The organism is Serratia sp. CoH_134_PS_4, from assembly GCF_058190535.1.
On record NZ_JBXWKI010000011.1, the window covers coordinates 65,443 to 84,439 of the forward strand.

Below are 18,997 nucleotides of genomic sequence, written 5' to 3' on the forward strand. Positions count from 1 at the left end.
CTGCGCCCCATTTACACCCTGATCTGCAACCGTTCAGCCAACCCACTGCGGCGCTGTGTTGGCGTGCGGATCGCCCGTGTCAGAACCGCATCGGTGGCATATAACGAAAGTTGCCTGCGTGCGCGGGTTATCGCGGTATAGACCAATTCACGCGTCAATACCGGCATAAAGTGATTAGGCAGCACCAGCACTGTGTGGTCAAATTCCGAGCCCTGGGACTTATGTACCGTCATCGCATAGGCGGTTTCATGTGCCGGTAAACGGCTCGGTTGTACCGACTTAATACTGCCATCTGGCAGTTGGAAGTGAACGCGAAGTTCGCCGTTAACATCCCGTAAGGCAATACCAATATCACCGTTAAACAGCCCTAACGCACTGTCATTACGGCCAATCATCACCGGACGCCCCGGATACCAGCGCCCCGCAGCACCGGGTTTACGGCGAATCAGACCGGCGCGTTGCAATCCTGTCTCAATACGTTCGTTCAATCCGGTAATACCAAATGGCCCTTCTCGCAGCGCGCACAAAACCTGAAAACGGCCAAAAGCTGCAAGCACTGCCACGGCATCTGCGCCTTCGGTGACCTGCCGCAGGTAATCACGGTAACCTGCTACGCAGGCATCCAGTAACAGCGGGTAGTCTTGTGTTTCCGCCAACGGATACCCGATAACGTCGCTGAAACTGCCGCCGAGCGTAGCCAACGCACGTTTACCGTCACCCGAGTTCACCGCAAACGCCAATTGGCCAATACCCGAGTTGGCATCAAAGCGGTAGCTTTTGCGCAGCAGGCACAAGCTGTCGCGCACTGCCGCCTCAGCTTGAGCACTTTGCCCCTGTAATAAACAGCCGGTCAGGCGCGAAAGTTGTTCGGCTCGCGGAACGCTGTAACCTTGTTCGGCAAAACGACAAATATCCCCCAGAACCGCCCCGGCCTCTACCGAGGCGAGCTGGTCACGGTCACCCAAAAAAATCACCTGTGCCTGGGCAGGTAAAGCGGCTATCAAACGTGCCATCATGGGCAAATCGACCATTGAGGCCTCATCGACGACCAGCACATCCAAATGCAGGGGGTTACCACGATGATAACGCATGCGCTGACTGTTGGGCTGAGCGCCTAACAGGCGATGAAGCGTAGAGGCTTCTGTGGGGAACAGGGCACGCTGCTCTGGGGTTAGCATTAATTGCCTGCTGGCACTGCCGAGCGACTCAGTAAGACGAGCCGCCGCTTTACCGGTGGGCGCCGCCAGCTGGATACGCAAACGACGCCCCTCGGCGAGTTGCACCAGTGCCGCCAGTAGTTTGGCGACCGTGGTGGTCTTACCGGTGCCCGGCCCGCCGGATATGACCGCGATGCGCCGTGTTGCCGCCACGGCAGCAGCAATTTTCTGCCAGTCCGGTTCATCTGTCGCCTCGCCGAACAGGCGGTCAAGAATGGTGCGCAGCTCTGCTTCTTCAACGGGCTGATGGAGGCTATCGCTGCTGATAAACGCAGCAACCTCACCTTCGTTCTGCCACATCCGCTGAAGGTACAAGCGCTGCTGCTGCAACACCATCGGCATTGCAGTAGTGCCATCACCCACGGCGCCACAGGCAGAGAGGCGCCGTTGCCAACCGACAATATCCAACTGACCTGCCGCCAGCCACACGGCCTGTGCCAATTCAGGCTGCCGCCCGTCAAAAAGATTTTCCGGCAGCAGTTGCTCCAGCATCAGACAAACATGCCCAGACCCGGCCTCTGCACTGAGGCAGGCGGCAGCCAGCAGAATATCCGGCTCATCGTCCCCTGCCACCACTCGGGCAAACTGCAGGTCAAGCGGGCGCAACACGCCAAGCGCCTGCGCCTGCTCCAATAACGTGATCATGATGCATCCTCCGCCGCAATGGTTTCGCCGCGGAATAACAGGTCCATACCTTCCACCAATTTCGCCTCCGGGCGGCAGGCGAAAATCCCATTGCCTGGATGCTGCGCATCTACACCGCGAAGGAATAAATAAATCACCCCTCCGAAATGACGCTGATAGTCATAATCCGGCAATCGATGGCGCAGATAGCGATGCAGCGCCAGCGTGTATAGCTGGTACTGCAAGTCGTAACGATGTTCCGCCATCGCCTGCGCCATTGCTGGCTGGGTATAGGCACTGCTGTCTTCACCCAGCCAGTTGGATTTATAGTCCAGCAGGTAATATCTCCCCTGCCAGCAGAATACCAGGTCGATAAACCCTTTCAGCATCCCCTGCACCTGTTGAAAGTCCAACTCAGGACAGCGGGCAGAAAGCGGGTCATAACTTTTCACCAGCTTATCCAACTCACGCGCCTGCAACAGCTGCTCGATCGGCAGATAAAACTGCAGTTCTGCCTGTTTATGCTGAGGTGCCAGCGCCGACAGTGCGACACCGGCATCATTAAGTGGGGTGTTCAACAACACTTGCATCCACGCCAGCAGTATCGGCTGCCAATGTTCGGCAAAGCCCTGCTGTTGCAGTTGTTCAAGCAACCACTGTTCATCAAGCGGTTGGGTGAAATCGAGGGTTTCGAACAGGCTGTGCAGGAAAGTCCCGGGGGTAGCACCACGTGGGAAGGTGTGCGGTGTGAGCGCTGGCTCACCGCTTTGCGCTTGCTCTCCTGCGGCATCGACATCCAACCGTGGCAATAAATCCTGCATCAGGCCCGCGCCATGTTGCTGTAAACCGGTATAACTAGTTACCCGCCAGAAATCCTGTACCTGACGTGAGAAATCCTTAGCCGCCAGTTCGCTCAAGGCCACCGTTTGCGGCTGCCAGGGCTGTTCATCCAAGGTGCCGACCAACGACAGCGCGACACCGTCCCCGGCAAGCCGTTGCAAACATCGCTGTAAATAGTCCGCATCACCGGCCTGACCGGCTTGTACCAGATAACCCAGCGCACTGCGGTGTAAATCGGTATCGCCCTGTTTCTTACGCGTGCCCTGAATCAAAGGTGCAATGCCGATGCTGCAGTGGTACACCGAACGGGTCAGCGCTACGTATAGCAAGCGTAAATCTTCCGCCAGCCGCTCTTCCTCTGCCCATTCGATACTCTCTTCATTAGCATCAAGGTCAAGCAAAGCCTGGAAGCTTTGGCGATCGTGGTACAACACCTGCTGCTGCTGGCGGAAATTACCGACAAACGGCAACCACACTAGATCAAACTCCAGCCCTTTGGATTTATGGATGGTGATCACCTGAACCAGATGCCGGTCGCTTTCCAGCCGCAACTGCTGGTTGTCAGATTGGCGATTGGGTTGAGCAATCTGCTGCGCCAACCAACGCACCAGCGCATGTTCGCTGTCGAGCTGTGCGGAGGCCTCTTGCAACAGTTCGCCCAAATGCATAACGTCGGTCAAACGGCGCTCACCACCGAGACTGGCCAGCAAGTTCTCTGCCAAATGACGCCGTTTCATCACCTCACGCAGCATCGGCAACACGCCCCGGCGTAGCCAGAGCGAGCGGTATTCATCAAACTCATCAACCAATTTATCCCAGGCGCGTTCGTCGTGGTTCAAACCGTCCAGCGCCGGAGCATCCAGCCCCATCAGCCCAGTCGCCATGGCGCTGCGCAGCGTGCGCTCCTGTTCAGGAGCCAACACCGCTTGCAATAGCCACAGCAAGTCTTTGGCCTCTGGTGTATCAAACACGCTGTCGCGGTTGGACAGATACACCGAGGGAATCGCCAGTGCGCTGAGCGCATCGCGAACTAACGCCGCCTCATTGCGGCTACGCACCAGCACGGTAATATCCGATGCCTGCACCGTACGCCGTTTATCGCCCTTCACCAACCAGGCCTGTTCGTTTTGCCCGGCACTGAGCCAGTCACGGATTTGCGTCGCGCACAGGCGCGCCATTAGTTGTTGGTACTCACTAACGCCAACACCTTCCCCCTGTTGCAGCCAGAACTGCATCGCCGGCTGAACCTGGTTTTGTAGCTCAAATGCCAACCCCCGATTTTTCTCAGCGGCGGCAACCTCGATAAAGGGAATTTGGCCAAACAGGAAAGGTTTTTCCACCTGAGTAAACAGATGGTTAACGCTGTTCACCATCGCCGGTGACGAACGCCAGTTGGTTTCAAGGGTGTAGTGGGCACTTACCTCTGAACGAGCACGCATATAGGTAAAAATGTCGGCACCGCGGAAGGCATAAATCGCCTGCTTCGGGTCACCGATCAGCAACAGGCCGCATTCCGGCCTGCCAACATAGAGTTTTTGGAAGATGCGGTATTGCTGTGGGTCGGTATCCTGGAACTCATCGATCATCGCTACCGGGTAACGCTGGCGGATTGCTTGCGCTAGCCGATCGCCGCCTTCGCTGCACAATGCGCTATCCAGGCGGCTTAGCAAGTCGTCGAACCCCAGCTCGGCACGCTGGCGTTTTTCTTGCTGGATAGACTGACGTATCTCACTGAGCGCCCGCGCCATGATCAAATCACGCAGCGTCAGGGGTTCATCGAACAGTTCGTCGATCGCCACGAACAAGGCATGGCGCGGCGGCTCGCCTTTTTTGGTTTTCTCCAGCAGTACCGACTGACGGAATTTATCCAGCTCTTTCGGCAGTTGATAGTCCTGGGTTTCCAGCACGACCCATTCACCGACTTTGTGCAACCAGTTGGGCAGATGCTTGCTGCTATAACTGCGCTTATCAACACCGGACTGACCGATCAACGCCTCAAAGTCGCCCGCTGCCGCCAGCCACTGCGCTTTGATAGCGTCAATGCGTGCCACAATCTGCTCATGGCGCATCAGCACCGTTTCTTCATCCTTCGGCGGTCGGCGCAGCATTGGCGCTTCACCGTGCAGATAGCCGGAAAGATCGGCCAGCAAGGCTTCCGGCCCACTCCACTCCTGGCTCACCGCACGCGCGACGCCCAGCGGTAACGGATAACAGTGGCGACGCCAAAAGTCCGCACAGGCCTGGCGGCGCAGCGGCAGCTCATCCTGCACCAGAGTTTGCTCAAACAGAATGCCGGACTCGAAAGCATTGTGGGCCAGCATACGCTGACAAAAACCGTGGATGGTGTAGATCGCTGCTTCGTCCATCTGACGTTCGGCAGCCAGCAATTGCGCGGCGGCATCCGGAAGATTTTCAATTTCTTCCATTAATGAGACAAACAATGGGTTGTCACATTTAGCGCCTTTACCGCGCACACAGGCTATGCGCAGCCCATGGATGTTATTGCGAATACGTCCGCGTAATTCTTCGGTGGCCGCCTCGGTAAAGGTCACCACCAGGATTTCTTCAACCGTCAATGGGCGCGGATAGGCCGCTGCCTGGCCCAGGCCAAGCAGCAGGCGCAGATACAGCGCACCAATGGTAAAGGTCTTGCCGGTCCCCGCCGACGCTTCTATCAGTCGCTCGCCAAACAGCGGCAACGTGAGTGGGTCAAGCCGCTGCGGGGCCGTCTCAGTCATGGTGTCGCCACCTTACGCGGTAAGGTTTTCTGCAATGCAGACGCATTGGGATAAGTTACCCAATCCGGCTGGACCGCGTAATCCGCTTTTTCTTGACCGCTGCCGCTGACCTGCGACAGCACAGCCAAGCCTTGCGGCTGGATCACCGCTTGATGGAAGTAATCTGCCAGTTTAGTCGGCGTCAATTGTTTGATCTGCTCAATCAGCTTATGGCGGGTATCAAACGCAAAGTTGCCGCGGTCAAAGTCATTGGCAAAACGGCCAGCCTCTTCGCTCAGCGTTTGCGGGCGCTGTTTAAGCTCGTTGATCATCGCCTGCTTGTACTGTTCGAAGTCGGCTTCTTTCATCTCACGCAGGCGTTTCTCGGTTTTCGGATAGAAATCCTGATAGCGCTGGTAAAGGTATGCTGGCTGCTTGCTGTTGCTTTGCAGCAGGAAACCGATCCCCCATTGCCGGCCCACTGACGTTGGGAAGGCAAAGACGGCATAACCCAGTTGTTCCTGAGTGCGCAGTTGGCTGTAGAACCAGGGCTGTATAATTTGGCCTAACAGTGAACTGTATGCCATACCTGTCACTTCATCGTAGCCGGTCGGTACATACACCGCTGCCAGCGCTGAGTCAGTGCTGCTGCCCGCACGTTGCAGATTGGCCAACTGTTTTTTTGCCACTTCAACGTCTTCGCCATGCCACCATTCAACGCCGGTACACCCCAAGCGATGCTTCAGCGTTGAGGCCAGGGTATCCACCTGTTGCTTACTCATATTCCCCACCACCAGCAGTTCTGGCGTTGCATCCGCCAACAGGCTGTCGCGGTAAGCCAATACGTCCTTCAGCGTCAGGGTTTTCAGCACCTCACGGCGCTCGCTGCGTTCGGAGTAAGGAACACGAGAGACCATCTGCACCGGTTGAATGGCCAGTTCAAAGGCTTTGCCCTTCTCCGCCGAATCCAACTGCTCCAGATACCAGGATTTGGCTTGCGTCAGTTGGTCTTCCGTCGGCGTGAAGCTTGAATACCCTTCGATCAGCGAAGTCAGCAACTGTGGCAAGCGCTGGGTAAAACCGTTGGCGTTAAACATCAGCCCGTTGTTTGGCGAAGTCGAGAAACTCAGCCCGCCAACCGAAGCCTGATAACTCAGCTGATCCAGCGAAATCCCCGCCAGATAGTCGGTCAAAGAGAACAGCACCTGATTGCGTGCTGAATCCATGGTTTTCGCATTGCGGAACGCCACCGTGACGTCGGCCTTTGGCTCGTCGGCAAAGTAGCGGCTTGGCATATACAACACCCGCAGCCCCGGTTGGTTGACCACCATCTCCGGTTTTTTAAACTCGTGCGAAGGCTTGTTCAGGCTGAAATCATCCGGAATATACGGGTTCAAAGCAGGTAACGACAGGCTGATCCCTTTACCCAATTGCTGCCACTGCTCAAAACGCTGCGGGGTAATTTTATCCACCTGATAAGGCGCATTGACGAAATAAGCCATTTTGTTATGTGGCTCATTCGGGCTGACAAACCAGATACGCGCATTTTGCGGCGTCATGGCGTCCAGGCGCTCGGCAATTGCCTTGGCGTCATAGCGGTCGGCCAGGTAAGGGGCATCGAGCGTATGCTCTACAGGTACCCGCACCATGGTATCCACCAGCCATTCGATGTAATCCATATCACGGGTGATCGACGGATAGCGGAAATCCAGATTCAGTACGTGGGAGATCTCATCAAAATAGCTTTGTTTGATGCCTTCTGTACGCAGCATTTTCAAGTAGTTGAAAATCGCGGCAACGACTTCGTCACGCTTGGCCAAGCCTTTATCCGTCAGCGACACACTGATCGAGAATACGCCGCCATTGCGATCCACCATCGGATCAGCCCCGGCATTGATGGCATCCGCCAACCCTTGCTTTTGCAGCCAGTCAGACAAGGTATTTTGACTACGGTTACCAATCAGGTAGCCGATATAGGTGTCGGTCTTACTGCGGAATTCAGCGCTGTTATTGTCAATGCGGAACTCTACTTTCAACTGCTTACGCGGTTGAGCCGGCACATAGTGAATAATGATGCCCTGCTGTTCAGGGGTCACTGCCGGGACATCTATCGGCGGCACAGTGGCGTTACGGTTAGGCACGCGGCCAAAAGTTTTGGCCGCCAGTTCAGCCAACTCCGGCAATGGTTGGTTGCTGTAAAGCACCCCCATCATCAAATTAGCGGAATAATAACGTTGGTAGAATGCCGTCAGCTCGTCGTGCAATTTGCTGCCTGGCTTATCTTTCAGGGTATCGAGGTTGCCACCGGAGAAACGCGCGCTCGGGTGAGCCGGGTTCAGCGTCTCTGCCCCGACCTGCGCCATGCGCATACCGTCGCGTGAACGTGCCATGGTCAACTCGGCATTGACTGCATTACGCTCACGGTCGGCATTACCCGGATCCAGCAGCGGTTCGGCGATGGCGTCCGCCATGCGGTCTACCGCCGGGGCCAAGGCGTCGTTTTCCACTTCCAGATAGAATGCGGTGCGATAAGACGCCGTGCTGGCGTTATGGCTACCGCCATGCTTCTTCAGGAACTCCGAGAGGTTTTCTGGCTGCGGGTAGCGCTTTGACCCCATGAGAACCATGTGTTCCAGGTAGTGCGCTAACCCAAGCTGGCTATTTGGATCCTCCAACGACCCCACCGGCAGCGCCAACGCCGCCAGCGATTTAGGTGCCTGAAGATCTGAAACCAGCAGCACGGTCATACCGTTCGCCAACTTGATCGCCTGATATTGACGGGGATCGTGATCGCTTTTGTTGATCTTCTCCGCCAGCGGTTGCCATCCCTGTGCAGCCCAACTCAACGGTGCCCAAAACATAACCAATAATACTAACCCGGTGATGCGGGCCAACTGTCTGCGTATATCCAAAATGAACCCCTATTCTGACGCCGTCACGGCAAATCCCTGACGTTGACGACGTACATCAAAACAACACACTCAAAGTCTGTACCCTTTGAATTTCAAGCTGCAGTTAACAACGGCTGCAGTTTGAAAAGCGGCGAGTCTATATGCTTGTACGTTATGTACGACCAGAGCTAACCCCGATAGTTGAATATAACCCTGATTATTTTTACCACCACAAGGCAATCAGTACCACCGGGGGATTGTTACCCAAGGTTATGCCTTGCCACCGGCAGAAGATAACGCTCTGTTTCGGCCAGAATTTGCGCTAAATAAATATTATCCAATTGGCGAAACACCCGCTGTACATAGGGATCTTCACCCTCGCCAGGAATACGCTGATCGCCCTGCCAGGCTTGCAGCAGTTTCGCCCGAGCCTTGGTTTGTACTTCGTCATCCCAATCAATCTGCTGCGTTTCAGGCTGGTAGCACTGGCTCAGCCACGCCCAACCACTTTTGTTCAGCAAGAGTAACGGTTGACACAGGCCGCGCTGGTAACCCGCTACCAGCTCAGCCAAGTGCTCGTGTGCCTCTTGTGCGCTTAACGCGGCAAAACGCCAGGCTGCCCCCTTACGCCCGTAAATACGGCTTTCTCCCGTGCCACCGACGCAGCAATACACCAGATGTTCCAGCCACAACAATATCCCATCAACCGCCGACAACGTTGACGGTCGCCAGCGCAGCAGCCCATCGTCTTGAACCTGATGCAACCACCCACTGATATTCACCCCGGCAATATCGATATCCAGTTCCAGGCTATGTCCCTCTCGTCGTTCAGCACGCACCTGTTCGGCAAGTTCGGTCATCTCTTCCTGCTGCTTCTGCCAATAAATTTCGCCGAAGGGGCCAAAAGGCAAACCGCCAGCGGCACGTACCCGCTGAAACAGGCGCGTAGCGTCCTCGCCATCAATCAAGGTGTTCAGCAATTGGCTGTTGAACTGATAGCGGCTGAGGTTATCCAGGGTAAAGGGCTCTTCATCCGGTAATTCGGTTTCTTCCAGAATGAAACTGACGCCCAACCTCAGTTGGAAGAACGCACGGACAGGGTGACGGTAGAACCGCAGCAAATCATCCAACGAGATCTGCGTTTGCGGCTCTGGCAATAACGGCTGATTAAACGGCGGATGTGCCGCACCGCGCCTATCGGCGGCAGGTAACCACTCTGCCGCATAGCTTTGATCTTCGCTGCCGGGCAGAAAGTTATCAGCGGCAAACGGCATGCGTGAATGCCAGTTGAGCAAATGTTGCCCCACGCGCCGAGCGCTGCTATCGGCGTCCAGCTTTTCATCGCCCGGCAAGCAATAGCTTTGCTCCAGGTACTCCAACAATTCAGTCACCAATACCGAGGGGTAACGCTCGCTGTTATCCTGGATAGAACGGCCAATAAAGCTGATATAGAGCCGTTTCTGTGCCGACAGAATCGCCTCCAGGAAAAGATAACGGTCATCATCACGGCGACTACGGTCGCCACGCTTCATCTGTTGCGCCATCAAGTCAAAACCCAGCGGTGGCAGAGTGCGCGGGTAAACCCCGTCGTTCATGCCCAGCAGGCAAACCACGTCGAACGGAATGGAACGCATCGGCATCAGGGTGCAAAAATTGATTTGCCCGGCGAGGAAGCGTTGACTGATGCGTTCTTGATCAAGGCGCGCGGCCAACTCGTCACGCAATATAGACAGCGGCACGTCATCGGGATAGCGCGCCGCCAACCCGAACTCGAACACTTTGTTCCACTCCCGCTCTATCAGTGCCAACACCACTTCGGTTTCGTCATCCTGCTCGAAGAAGGTCTCAAGCAGTTGTCGACACAGCGGTTGCCATTCGGTCAGGGAGCGTGCCTGCCCCAATCGTTGCCGCCAGCGGCTCAATGCAGCCAGCAGTTCCGCCAGTTGGCCAGCCAGTTCAGCAACTAACCCGCTAGATTCGTCGTAAGGTAATACGCCCTGCCAATCACCGGCGTTGCTGTCCATGGCGTAACCCAGCAGCATACGGGTAATCCCGAATTGCCAGGTGTGCTGACCGGTCGCGGGCAAGTCCAACTCGCGTACGTTGTCGTCATCCAGGCCCCAGCGCACGCCAGACTCGCCGACCCAGTGGCGCAGCAGGCGCAGCCCTTCCTCACGAATGGAGAAACGCGCAGCCAGCGCCGGGACTTCCAACAGAGCCAGCACCTGTTCTGACGTAAAGCGACTCTGGGGTAGATCCAACAGCGAAATAAATGCCTGCAACGCAGGATGCGCCTGGCTGGCCTTTCGGTCAGAAATGGCAAACGGCAAATAACGTTCAGGTGAGGCGTTGCCGAACACCGCCTGAATATAAGGCGTGTAGCTGTCGATATCCGCCACCATCACAATGATATCGCGAGGCGTCAGCGCGGGATCGTCCGCCAGCATACTCAACAGCTGGTCGTGCAATATTTCAACTTCACGTTGTGGGCTGTGGCAGGCATGCAGACTAATGGAGCGATCGTCGGGATCAAGCTGGCGTTTAGTGGCGCTACTTTCCAACGTTTCCGGTGTGGTGCCGATCACTGCGCTGTTCTTCAACTCCAGCATATCGTGTTGAATGGCATGCAGCAGATTGTCCGCAGGGACATCAACGAAAGCAAAAACCTCTTGTGAGGATTCAATCTGCGAAAGTAAAAAGTGATGATCCCGCCCCAGCTTGCCCCATGAGGCCAGTAACGGGTTCGGCAAGTCTTGTTCACCCTCTTCATTGAACAGCGAAGCGGCATTATCCGGATCCCTGAACAATGCATATTCCGTTTTATCGCGATAGTGCTGCCGTTTACGGCTCTGTAACTTCGCCAGGAATGACGGGCTCTGGATATCGCCCCAATAGTAACGGCACGGATTGGTGAACATCAGGTGAATATCAATGTGCTTTCCCAATGCCTGCAGCGCTTCCAGGTATACCGGCGGTAATGCGGAAATACCGCAGATAAATACCCGTGGCGGCAATCCTACCGGCGGCTGATCCGCACTTTCCAGTGCCTTGATAAAGCGACGGTACAAATTGGCACGGTGCCATTCCGGTTGCCCCAACGCCTGAGTGTATTCGACCAGCCGCGCCCACAACGGAGCCTGCCATTGCTGTGCTTCCGCCAGTCCGTCTATGCGTTCGCCTTTCTGCCAACTTTCCAGCCATTGCGGGCGGTACACCAAATATTGGTCGAACAGGTCTGCCACACGGCCAGCAAGCTGGTGAATTTTACGTTTGTCGCCGTCGTCGGTGAGGTAATGCTGCAACGGGGCAAATTCAGGTTGGGTGAGCAGATCGGGCAGCAGCCACATCAGCTTCCAGGTCATGGCGTCTTTGCTAAAGGCACTCTCTTTCGGAATACCCGGCAAAACTCGCGTAAACATGTCCCAGATGAAGGTTGCAGGCAGTGGGAAAGCGATATTGGCGGCGATGCCAAACTGTTCGGCCAGTTGCATCTGTAGCCACTGCGCCATACCGGGGCTCTGCACCAATACCACTTCCTGTTGAAAAGGATCGGCCAATGGCTCTCTGGCTATCAACGCGCTGGTCAACGTTTTCAGCAAATCCAACTGATTGGAATGATAAACCCTAAACATTGGGAGCTCCCTTAAAACAAAATGACTGCCGGATTACTGGCGTTTGCAGTACCAACGGCTGAGTTTCGCCCACTGTCGTTGGGGCGTTTGTATTTTTACCGTCAGCCTTTGGCAGAACGCCTGCGGAGTGCTCAGCTCAGTATCAAGCAGCCACCCCGGCGCAGGTAGCGGCAGTCCGGCATCCACACGCCCAGTTGCGGCGAAAACGTCTAATTGCTGGTGCGCTAACGACCAAGCTTGCCGATACTGCCACTGACGCTGGAACGACTGCAACAGCACCTGATGATACTGTAACAATCCCAGTAGCGACACCGCGAACAGCAACGCAGCAATCATCACCTCTGGCAGACTGAAACCTTGCTGCTTACTCCGCACAGTCCACCTGTTTTTTTTCCGGGCAAAAATCCAGCCAGCCCCCCGCCTCTGCAACCAGCACGATCGAACTTTCCGCCCCGTCAGGCTTCGTCCGTTGATATATCCGCAGCGGCTCTCCATGATTCATGTCGGCTTCACCTCGCACCAGCACAATACCCGTCTGAGCGGACAATTTTGCGCAGGCACGCAATGCAGCGGTTTTCTGGCACCACCACCCATTAGTGACAAGGCGGTTGCGCGGCCAGGATTGTGCCACGCCCCAACTGAGTGCCGAAATAGCCTGGTTATAAGCCTGTAAGTAGCGCTGCTCGTCGGCCGCCACCAGTAAGGCACTGTCCAGTTGGCGATGCTGAGCATTCAGTAACATCAGCCCCATCACCAACAGCATCATCACCGCCGCCAAGGTACTGCCCCCTCGTTGCTTGCACGCATTCATGGCAGCGAGGCCATATTAACTGCCCAATGCAAACTGCGCCGTATACCGCTATTGGCTTTCGAGCGACCGGTCAATACCAGCGAAACCCAGGTTTTGCCCCCATCCCCCGCGTTGGCTTTGACGTCAAAAGTTTCAATGCGCACTTCGTCGCTATCGAGTAGGCGTTCCCACCCCGTGCCACTGCAGTGCCTCACACCACGCTGCCCTTCCAGCATGCCCTGTCGAAGACGATAACCAAAGTAATCAGCATCAGCGCCGGTGTCTTCCCACTGACCGTTGCGAGAGACGTCGTAGGCCACAATCACGCAGCTGCCCGCCGCCTCACCGCTGGCATGGCTAATCAGCAGAGGCTTTCCGCGGCACTGACCCGCACAGAAACCGGCACGGCGTAGATCTTTCTCTATACCAAAAGCCAACTGCCGCAGCACCGACTCCAGCCGATAATAGCGGCCAACATCAACACTGTGCTGACGCAGCACCGGGTAGGTCTTAGCGGCAGCAAGCGCAATCAGGCTGCCGAATGTGAGTGCCAGCATCACCTCCGGCAAAGTAAAACCACGCTCTAAGACTGACATAATGGAATCCCCCGTATGCTTTGCCCTTCACTGCATAGCCGGAGCCGCCCCTTGCCGGACAACACGAGTCGAAGGCTACCAGCCCCATTGCTCAATACAATATGCCCGGCTTGTGCATTGTTACGCAGGCCATAGAAGCCCATCTCTTTTTGGGTATAACCCGCCAGTTGCACATCCGTGTAGTACGGGGTGAACACGTCATCGCCGAGCGCATTGCAATCCGCAGGGGCTTGCCCGTTGCTGATGCACCAGGGGGTGCCGGTTTTAAAACCCAGCAATACCGTGCGATTGCGCCAGTTAGCGTCCGCTTGCATCCGTGTGAGAAAGGCCAGCAACTGTTGGGCGGTATGCTCCAACCGCAAAGACTGCTGGTAATCACGCCAATGGCTGATCCCTGCGCCGGTTAGCACACCGGCAAGGGTCATAACCACCAACAGTTCAATGAGTGTCATGCCACGTTGGCCTGTAAAGTTAAACGTCGTCTCATCATTCATAGCGGCCAGTGTAAGCCAGTATGCCGCGGGATAAAGCGCCCGTTAGCCGACATGAATTACGCCACGCAACCTTTTGATGTAACGAGTGGAAAAGCCTAAAAAAATGCGAAGCAGAACGCAGAGGTAAACGAGGCAGAGGCAGAGGCAGAGGCAGAGGCAGAGGCAGAAAAAAGTAAGGGCGCAACCCGTGCGCCCTTAGCAATAATTTATGGCAAGGAAATCAAATGGCAACCGGTGCCTTGATGGCAGGGTGCGGATCGTAACCTTCGATTTCAAAATCGTCGAAACGGTAATCGAACAGCGATGCCGGTTTGCGTTTGATCAGAAGTTTTGGCAATGCACGCGGTTCGCGGGTCAACTGAAGCTGGGTTTGTTCCATATGGTTGCTGTACAGATGCGTGTCGCCACCTGTCCAGACGAAATCACCCACTTCCAGATCGCATTGCTGCGCCATCATATGCACCAGCAACGCATAGCTGGCAATGTTGAACGGCAGGCCCAGGAACACATCACAAGAACGCTGATACAGCTGGCAAGACAATTTCCCGTCTGCCACATAGAACTGGAAGAACGCGTGGCACGGTGCCAATGCCATCTGATCCAGCTCACCCACGTTCCAGGCAGAAACGATGATACGGCGCGAATCCGGATCCTGTTTCAATTGGTTCAGCACGGTGGTCAATTGATCGATCTGACGACCGTCCGCTGCCCCCCAGGCTCGCCATTGCTTGCCGTACACCGGGCCAAGATCGCCGTTTTCGTCAGCCCATTCATCCCAAATGCTGACGTTGTTTTCCCGTAAGTAAGCCACGTTGGTGTCACCGTTCAGGAACCACAGCAGTTCATGAATAATTGAACGCAGGTGACATTTTTTGGTGGTAACCAGGGGAAACCCTTCCTGCAAATTGAAACGCATCTGGTGGCCGAAAATCGACAACGTGCCAGTGCCGGTACGGTCGGCTTTAGGGGTGCCCTCGGCGAGCACTTTGTTCATCAAATCCAGATACTGTTTCATTTGTTCCTCACGACAGTTGTTGCTGCGGGCGACGACGATACGCCCAAATCATCATAATAATACCGGCCACCACCATAGGAATGGACAGGATCTGCCCCATGCTGATTACGCCGTCGAACAGGCCGAGCTGGGCATCCGGCTGACGGAAAGCTTCGACAATAATACGGAATGCACCATAACCAATCAGGAACAGGCCGGAGACGGCGCCCATTGGCCGCGGTTTGCGGATAAACAGGTTCAGAATGATAAACAGCACCACGCCTTCCAGCAGCAATTCATACAGCTGGGACGGGTGACGCGGCAACACTCCGTATTGGTTCAGGATCGGCAACAGCTGCGGGTCGGCGGCGGCAAGCGCCACGTCTTCGCTGCGCGAACTTGGGAACAGCATCGCCCATGGGGTATCGGTCGTCACACGGCCCCAGAGTTCGCCGTTGATAAAGTTGCCCAAGCGGCCGGCACCCAAACCGAATGGGATCAGCGGGGCAATAAAATCGGAAACCTGGAAGAAGGTGCGTTTGGTGCGACGAGCGAACCAGAACATCACCAGGATCACCCCCATCAAACCGCCGTGGAACGACATGCCGCCATCCCAGACTTTAAACAGATAGAGCGGGTTATCCAGGAACAGCGGCAGGTTGTAGAACAGCACATAGCCAACGCGGCCACCGACGAACACACCGAGGAAACCGGCATACAGCAGGTTCTCTACTTCATCCTTGGTCCAACCGCTGCCTGGCTTGTTGGCACGGCGCACCGCCAGCCACATGGCAAAAACGAAGCCAACCAGGTACATCAGACCGTACCAATGCAGAGAAACCGGGCCGATAGAGAAAATCACCGGATCAAATTTAGGAAACGCCAGATAGCTATTGGTCATCTATCACCACAACATGTCTATTATTCTTCCCCATCCGGGGGCGGCAGGTGCCAAACGCGGTGAAACACAGCAGGAACACTCTTTTTCCGTTGCTTTCAACGCAGTTGAGGAGGCGGATAATAGCATAAGCTTAACCCCCTCCGGTCTGGCCTGCTGGGAAAAGTTCTGTAAAAAAATCAGTCAGCCCGTGACCTTACTTACCGCCGCGGATCAAACCGCCCATGCCACGCCGCTCCATAAACGCGGCAACCTGATGGCGTACTTCGGTAGTCATTTGTGCGTTCAGTACCCGCTGCGTCAACACTTCGGCGTCGGATAGTTCGATATGTCGCAACAGATATTTGATGCGCGCCACGCTGCGGCCGTTCATGCTCAGATTGCGATACCCCATGCCCACCAGCAACAGCGCGCCCATTGCGTCGCCAGCCAATTCACCGCACAAGCTGACCTGTAGCCCGACGGCCTTGGCCTGAACGGCAATCAACTTCAACACCTGCAACATGGAAGGATGCAGGCTGTCATACAGCGACGCTACCCGGGTATTATTGCGATCTACCGCCAGCAGATATTGCGTCAGGTCGTTGGTGCCCACCGAAATAAACTCAACGCGCCCGGCCAGATGCGGGATCATGAAGATCATCGACGGCACTTCCAGCATGATGCCCAGCTTCGGTTTCGGGATTTCATACCCGAGAACCTCTTCCACTTCTCGCCCTGCGCGGTCGATCAAACGCCGAGCCTCGTCGATCTCTTCCAGGCTGGTGATCATCGGCAGCAGAATACCCAGATTACCCGTGCCCGCATTGGCACGCAGCATAGCCCGCACCTGAATCAAGAATATTTCCGGTTGATCCAGCGTGATACGGATACCGCGCCAGCCCAAGCAGGGGTTTTCTTCGCTGATCGGCATATACGGCAGTTGCTTATCGGCGCCGATATCCAGCGTACGCAGCGTCACTGGCTTATTCGGATACAGTTGAAGCATGCCTTGATACTGCGCGACTTGTTCTTCTTCAGAAGGAAAACCGCTTTGCAGCATGAAGGGGATTTCAGTACGGTACAGGCCAACGCCGTCGACCCGCCCACCCAGCAATTGTTCGTGTTCCGGGCTAAGGCCAGCATTGAGCATGACCTGAACACGCTCGCCACTTTTGAGTTGGGCCGGCTGCTCAACGTCGTCCTCAGCCAGCTTGCTTAATTCTTGTTCTTCGCTGATCAGCCGCTGGTATTCCTGAACCAGTACCGGCTCAGGATCCACCAGCAGTTCACCGCGATAACCATCGACAATCAACAGCCGCTGACTGAGCAGCGCAGGCTGAATATCTGCCCCCATCACCGTCGGCACGCCCATCGCACGCACCAATATCGCCGCATGGGAGTTGGCAGCACCGTCACGCACAACAACACCGACCAGCCTGTCCTGCGGCATTTCGGCCAGCAGTGTGGCAGTCAGCTCATCGGCCACCAGTACAAAACGCGCTGGCCACTGAGTCGCACCTTGGGTGGTGTCGTCGAGGTGGAACAAAAGGCGTTGGCCAAGCGCACGCAGATCGCTTGCACGCTCGCGCATGTAGGTGTCTTGCAGGCTGGCGAACTGCGCGGCAAAGACTTCAATCACCTGTTTAACCGCCCATTCAGCCACAGAACCGGCATCAATCTCGGCAAACAATTCGCGTTTAAGACGGGCGTCGTTCAACAGGTGAGAATAGAGATCGAAGATCGCCGCGCTCTCTTTTTGCGAGCTGGCGGCAAAGCGCTTGCTGAAGCGACGGAATTCCGCCCCGGCTTCTTCAAGCGCCTGAGTCAGGCGTTCCCGCTCGCTCGCGGTATCGAGCGTCGAGGCCTTATAAACTTGATCGAGTGAAGGCTGGCTGCTGTCCTGCCAGCCCTCCGCCACCGCAACGCCCGGTGAGGCCGCCAGTGCGCGAATACGCGTCTGTCGGTATTGACCGAAAATGGCGTTAAGCTGTGACTGCGAGAGGATCCCGGCCATCTGCGTGGCAAGCGTCACCATGAAGGATTCTTCGCTTTCGTCAAACTGACGTAGCTCACGCTGCTGCACCACCAACACGCCCAGCAATTGGCGGCGATGAATGATCGGCACGCCGAGGAAGGATCGGAAACGATCCTCCTTCACCTGAGGAATGTATTTGAAGCTGGGGTGACTTTGCGCATCCGCCAGGTTAATAGGCTCCGCACGGCGCCCGACCAACCCGACGACACCTTCATCAAATGCCAACGCGATGACACGCCCACGCGGTTTTTTTAACCCGCGTGTCGCCATCAGGTAGTAGCAACGGCGGTCGTTGTCCGCCAGATAGATGGAACAGACCTCCGTATCCATTGCCAGACAGGTTTCATTAACCAAAAGATCCAGCGCATCTGTCAGACTGGCCGCCGCGGCCACCTTCTCAACAATTTCTCGCAAGCGCGTGAGCATAGTCGGCTTAACTTAACCTCTCTTCCGGCGATAAGCGGGGATCTGCCGCTGTGCTGCCTGCTCCTGCATTGGCATCACGGTCACGGCGAATTCTTTCATCACCCGGCGGTATACGTCACGTTTGAACGACACCACCTGGCGCACCGGATACCAAAAACTCACCCAGCGCCAACCGTCAAACTCCGGCGTGCTGCTGCGTTGCATATTGATATCAGCGTCATTGCACATTAACTGCAACAGAAACCATTTCTGCTTTTGGCCGATACAAACCGGCTTTGTGTCCCAACGCACCAAACGTTTTGGCAATTTATAGCGCAACCAGTTGCGGGTTGAGGCCAGGATACGCACATCCTTTTTACTCAGCCCCACTTCTTCGAACAGCTCACGGTACATTGCCTGTTCTGCGGTTTCACCAGGGTTAATCCCACCTTGGGGAAACTGCCAGGAGTGTTGACCGTAACGGCGAGCCCACAGGACTTGCCCCTGACGATTACAGATTACGATACCAACATTCGGGCGGTAGCCATCATCATCGATCACCGGACTACCTCGATAAGCTTAAATTCGCATAGATACCCTGATTGTTTCACACAAGCTACAGGCGGTAAACCACTGCTTTGCGGCCCTGCAAACCGGATAACATTGGGATAACTCACAGATAATGGCAAAGTTATAAACATGCAGGGCAATTTCACCGCGGTTTTATTCACTTTTTCTGTGGATAGGTGTGTGAAGAACTCAAGGGATAAGCCGGTAAAACTCTGACAAGCTCAAAAACCCATAAAAAACGAAAACCAAATTAATACTTTTAAAATAACAATTTATGGATTTATCAACAGACATGTACAGAGCAAAAATGTG

General features: G+C 55.5%; 12 protein-coding genes. All 12 read right to left on the reverse strand.

Features of this window, described 5'->3' with window-relative positions:
- Nucleotides 1–11 precede the first annotated feature (11 nt).
- Nucleotides 12–1,862 (reverse strand): exodeoxyribonuclease V subunit alpha, encoded by a 1,851-nt coding sequence (gene recD, locus AC2FCQ_RS17360; protein WP_404760867.1) that lies wholly within the window; start codon nucleotides 1,860–1,862, stop codon nucleotides 12–14.
- On the reverse strand, nucleotides 1,859–5,419 hold the full coding sequence (gene recB / locus AC2FCQ_RS17365; protein WP_490308766.1) for an exodeoxyribonuclease V subunit beta: 3,561 nt from the start codon (nucleotides 5,417–5,419) through the stop codon (nucleotides 1,859–1,861). The genes recD and recB overlap by 4 nt, the downstream gene beginning before the upstream one ends.
- Entirely contained in the window at nucleotides 5,416–8,304 is a 2,889-nt protein-coding gene (gene ptrA, locus AC2FCQ_RS17370; protein ID WP_490308802.1) for a pitrilysin, read from the reverse strand. The genes recB and ptrA overlap by 4 nt, the downstream gene beginning before the upstream one ends.
- Nucleotides 8,305–8,549: 245 nt before the next feature.
- The gene (recC, locus tag AC2FCQ_RS17375; protein WP_490308767.1) at nucleotides 8,550–11,921 is read right to left on the reverse strand and encodes an exodeoxyribonuclease V subunit gamma; all 3,372 of its coding nucleotides are present in this window, start codon (nucleotides 11,919–11,921) and stop codon (nucleotides 8,550–8,552) included.
- Nucleotides 11,922–11,954: 33 nt separating this feature from the next.
- Nucleotides 11,955–12,296, reverse strand: a complete 342-nt coding sequence (locus AC2FCQ_RS17380) for a prepilin-type N-terminal cleavage/methylation domain-containing protein (RefSeq protein ID WP_209639807.1) — start codon at nucleotides 12,294–12,296, stop codon at nucleotides 11,955–11,957.
- Nucleotides 12,286–12,732, reverse strand: coding sequence for a YgdB family protein (locus AC2FCQ_RS17385; protein WP_404760870.1), 447 nt, complete (start codon nucleotides 12,730–12,732; stop codon nucleotides 12,286–12,288). Before AC2FCQ_RS17385 ends, AC2FCQ_RS17380 begins: the two co-directional genes overlap by 11 nt.
- Complete coding sequence (locus tag AC2FCQ_RS17390; protein WP_490308768.1) at nucleotides 12,729–13,307, reverse strand: prepilin peptidase-dependent protein; 579 nt, start codon at nucleotides 13,305–13,307, stop codon at nucleotides 12,729–12,731. The genes AC2FCQ_RS17385 and AC2FCQ_RS17390 overlap by 4 nt, the downstream gene beginning before the upstream one ends.
- The gene (locus AC2FCQ_RS17395) at nucleotides 13,295–13,801 is read right to left on the reverse strand and encodes a prepilin peptidase-dependent protein (protein ID WP_490308769.1); all 507 of its coding nucleotides are present in this window, start codon (nucleotides 13,799–13,801) and stop codon (nucleotides 13,295–13,297) included. Before AC2FCQ_RS17395 ends, AC2FCQ_RS17390 begins: the two co-directional genes overlap by 13 nt.
- A gap of 220 nt (nucleotides 13,802–14,021) precedes the next feature.
- On the reverse strand, nucleotides 14,022–14,816 hold the full coding sequence (thyA, locus tag AC2FCQ_RS17400; RefSeq protein WP_209639795.1) for a thymidylate synthase: 795 nt from the start codon (nucleotides 14,814–14,816) through the stop codon (nucleotides 14,022–14,024).
- A 7-nt stretch (nucleotides 14,817–14,823) separates the two neighbouring features.
- Complete coding sequence (lgt, locus tag AC2FCQ_RS17405; RefSeq protein ID WP_209639792.1) at nucleotides 14,824–15,696, reverse strand: prolipoprotein diacylglyceryl transferase; 873 nt, start codon at nucleotides 15,694–15,696, stop codon at nucleotides 14,824–14,826.
- A 193-nt stretch (nucleotides 15,697–15,889) separates the two neighbouring features.
- Complete coding sequence (gene ptsP / locus AC2FCQ_RS17410) at nucleotides 15,890–18,136, reverse strand: phosphoenolpyruvate--protein phosphotransferase (RefSeq protein ID WP_209639789.1); 2,247 nt, start codon at nucleotides 18,134–18,136, stop codon at nucleotides 15,890–15,892.
- A 12-nt stretch (nucleotides 18,137–18,148) separates the two neighbouring features.
- Complete coding sequence (gene rppH, locus AC2FCQ_RS17415; protein ID WP_209639786.1) at nucleotides 18,149–18,676, reverse strand: RNA pyrophosphohydrolase; 528 nt, start codon at nucleotides 18,674–18,676, stop codon at nucleotides 18,149–18,151.
- Nucleotides 18,677–18,997: the final 321 nt, after the last annotated feature.

Coding starts and splice junctions, on each gene's coding strand:
- recD (WP_404760867.1), bottom strand. CDS start 1,862: ATGATCACGTTATTGGAGCAGGCGCAGGCGCTTGGCGTGTTGCGCCCG.
- recB (WP_490308766.1), bottom strand. CDS start 5,419: ATGACTGAGACGGCCCCGCAGCGGCTTGACCCACTCACGTTGCCGCTG.
- recC (WP_490308767.1), bottom strand. CDS start 11,921: ATGTTTAGGGTTTATCATTCCAATCAGTTGGATTTGCTGAAAACGTTG.
- AC2FCQ_RS17385 (WP_404760870.1), bottom strand. CDS start 12,732: ATGAATGCGTGCAAGCAACGAGGGGGCAGTACCTTGGCGGCGGTGATG.
- AC2FCQ_RS17390 (WP_490308768.1), bottom strand. CDS start 13,307: ATGTCAGTCTTAGAGCGTGGTTTTACTTTGCCGGAGGTGATGCTGGCA.
- AC2FCQ_RS17395 (WP_490308769.1), bottom strand. CDS start 13,801: ATGAATGATGAGACGACGTTTAACTTTACAGGCCAACGTGGCATGACA.
- thyA (WP_209639795.1), bottom strand. CDS start 14,816: ATGAAACAGTATCTGGATTTGATGAACAAAGTGCTCGCCGAGGGCACC.
- lgt (WP_209639792.1), bottom strand. CDS start 15,696: ATGACCAATAGCTATCTGGCGTTTCCTAAATTTGATCCGGTGATTTTC.
- ptsP (WP_209639789.1), bottom strand. CDS start 18,136: ATGCTCACGCGCTTGCGAGAAATTGTTGAGAAGGTGGCCGCGGCGGCC.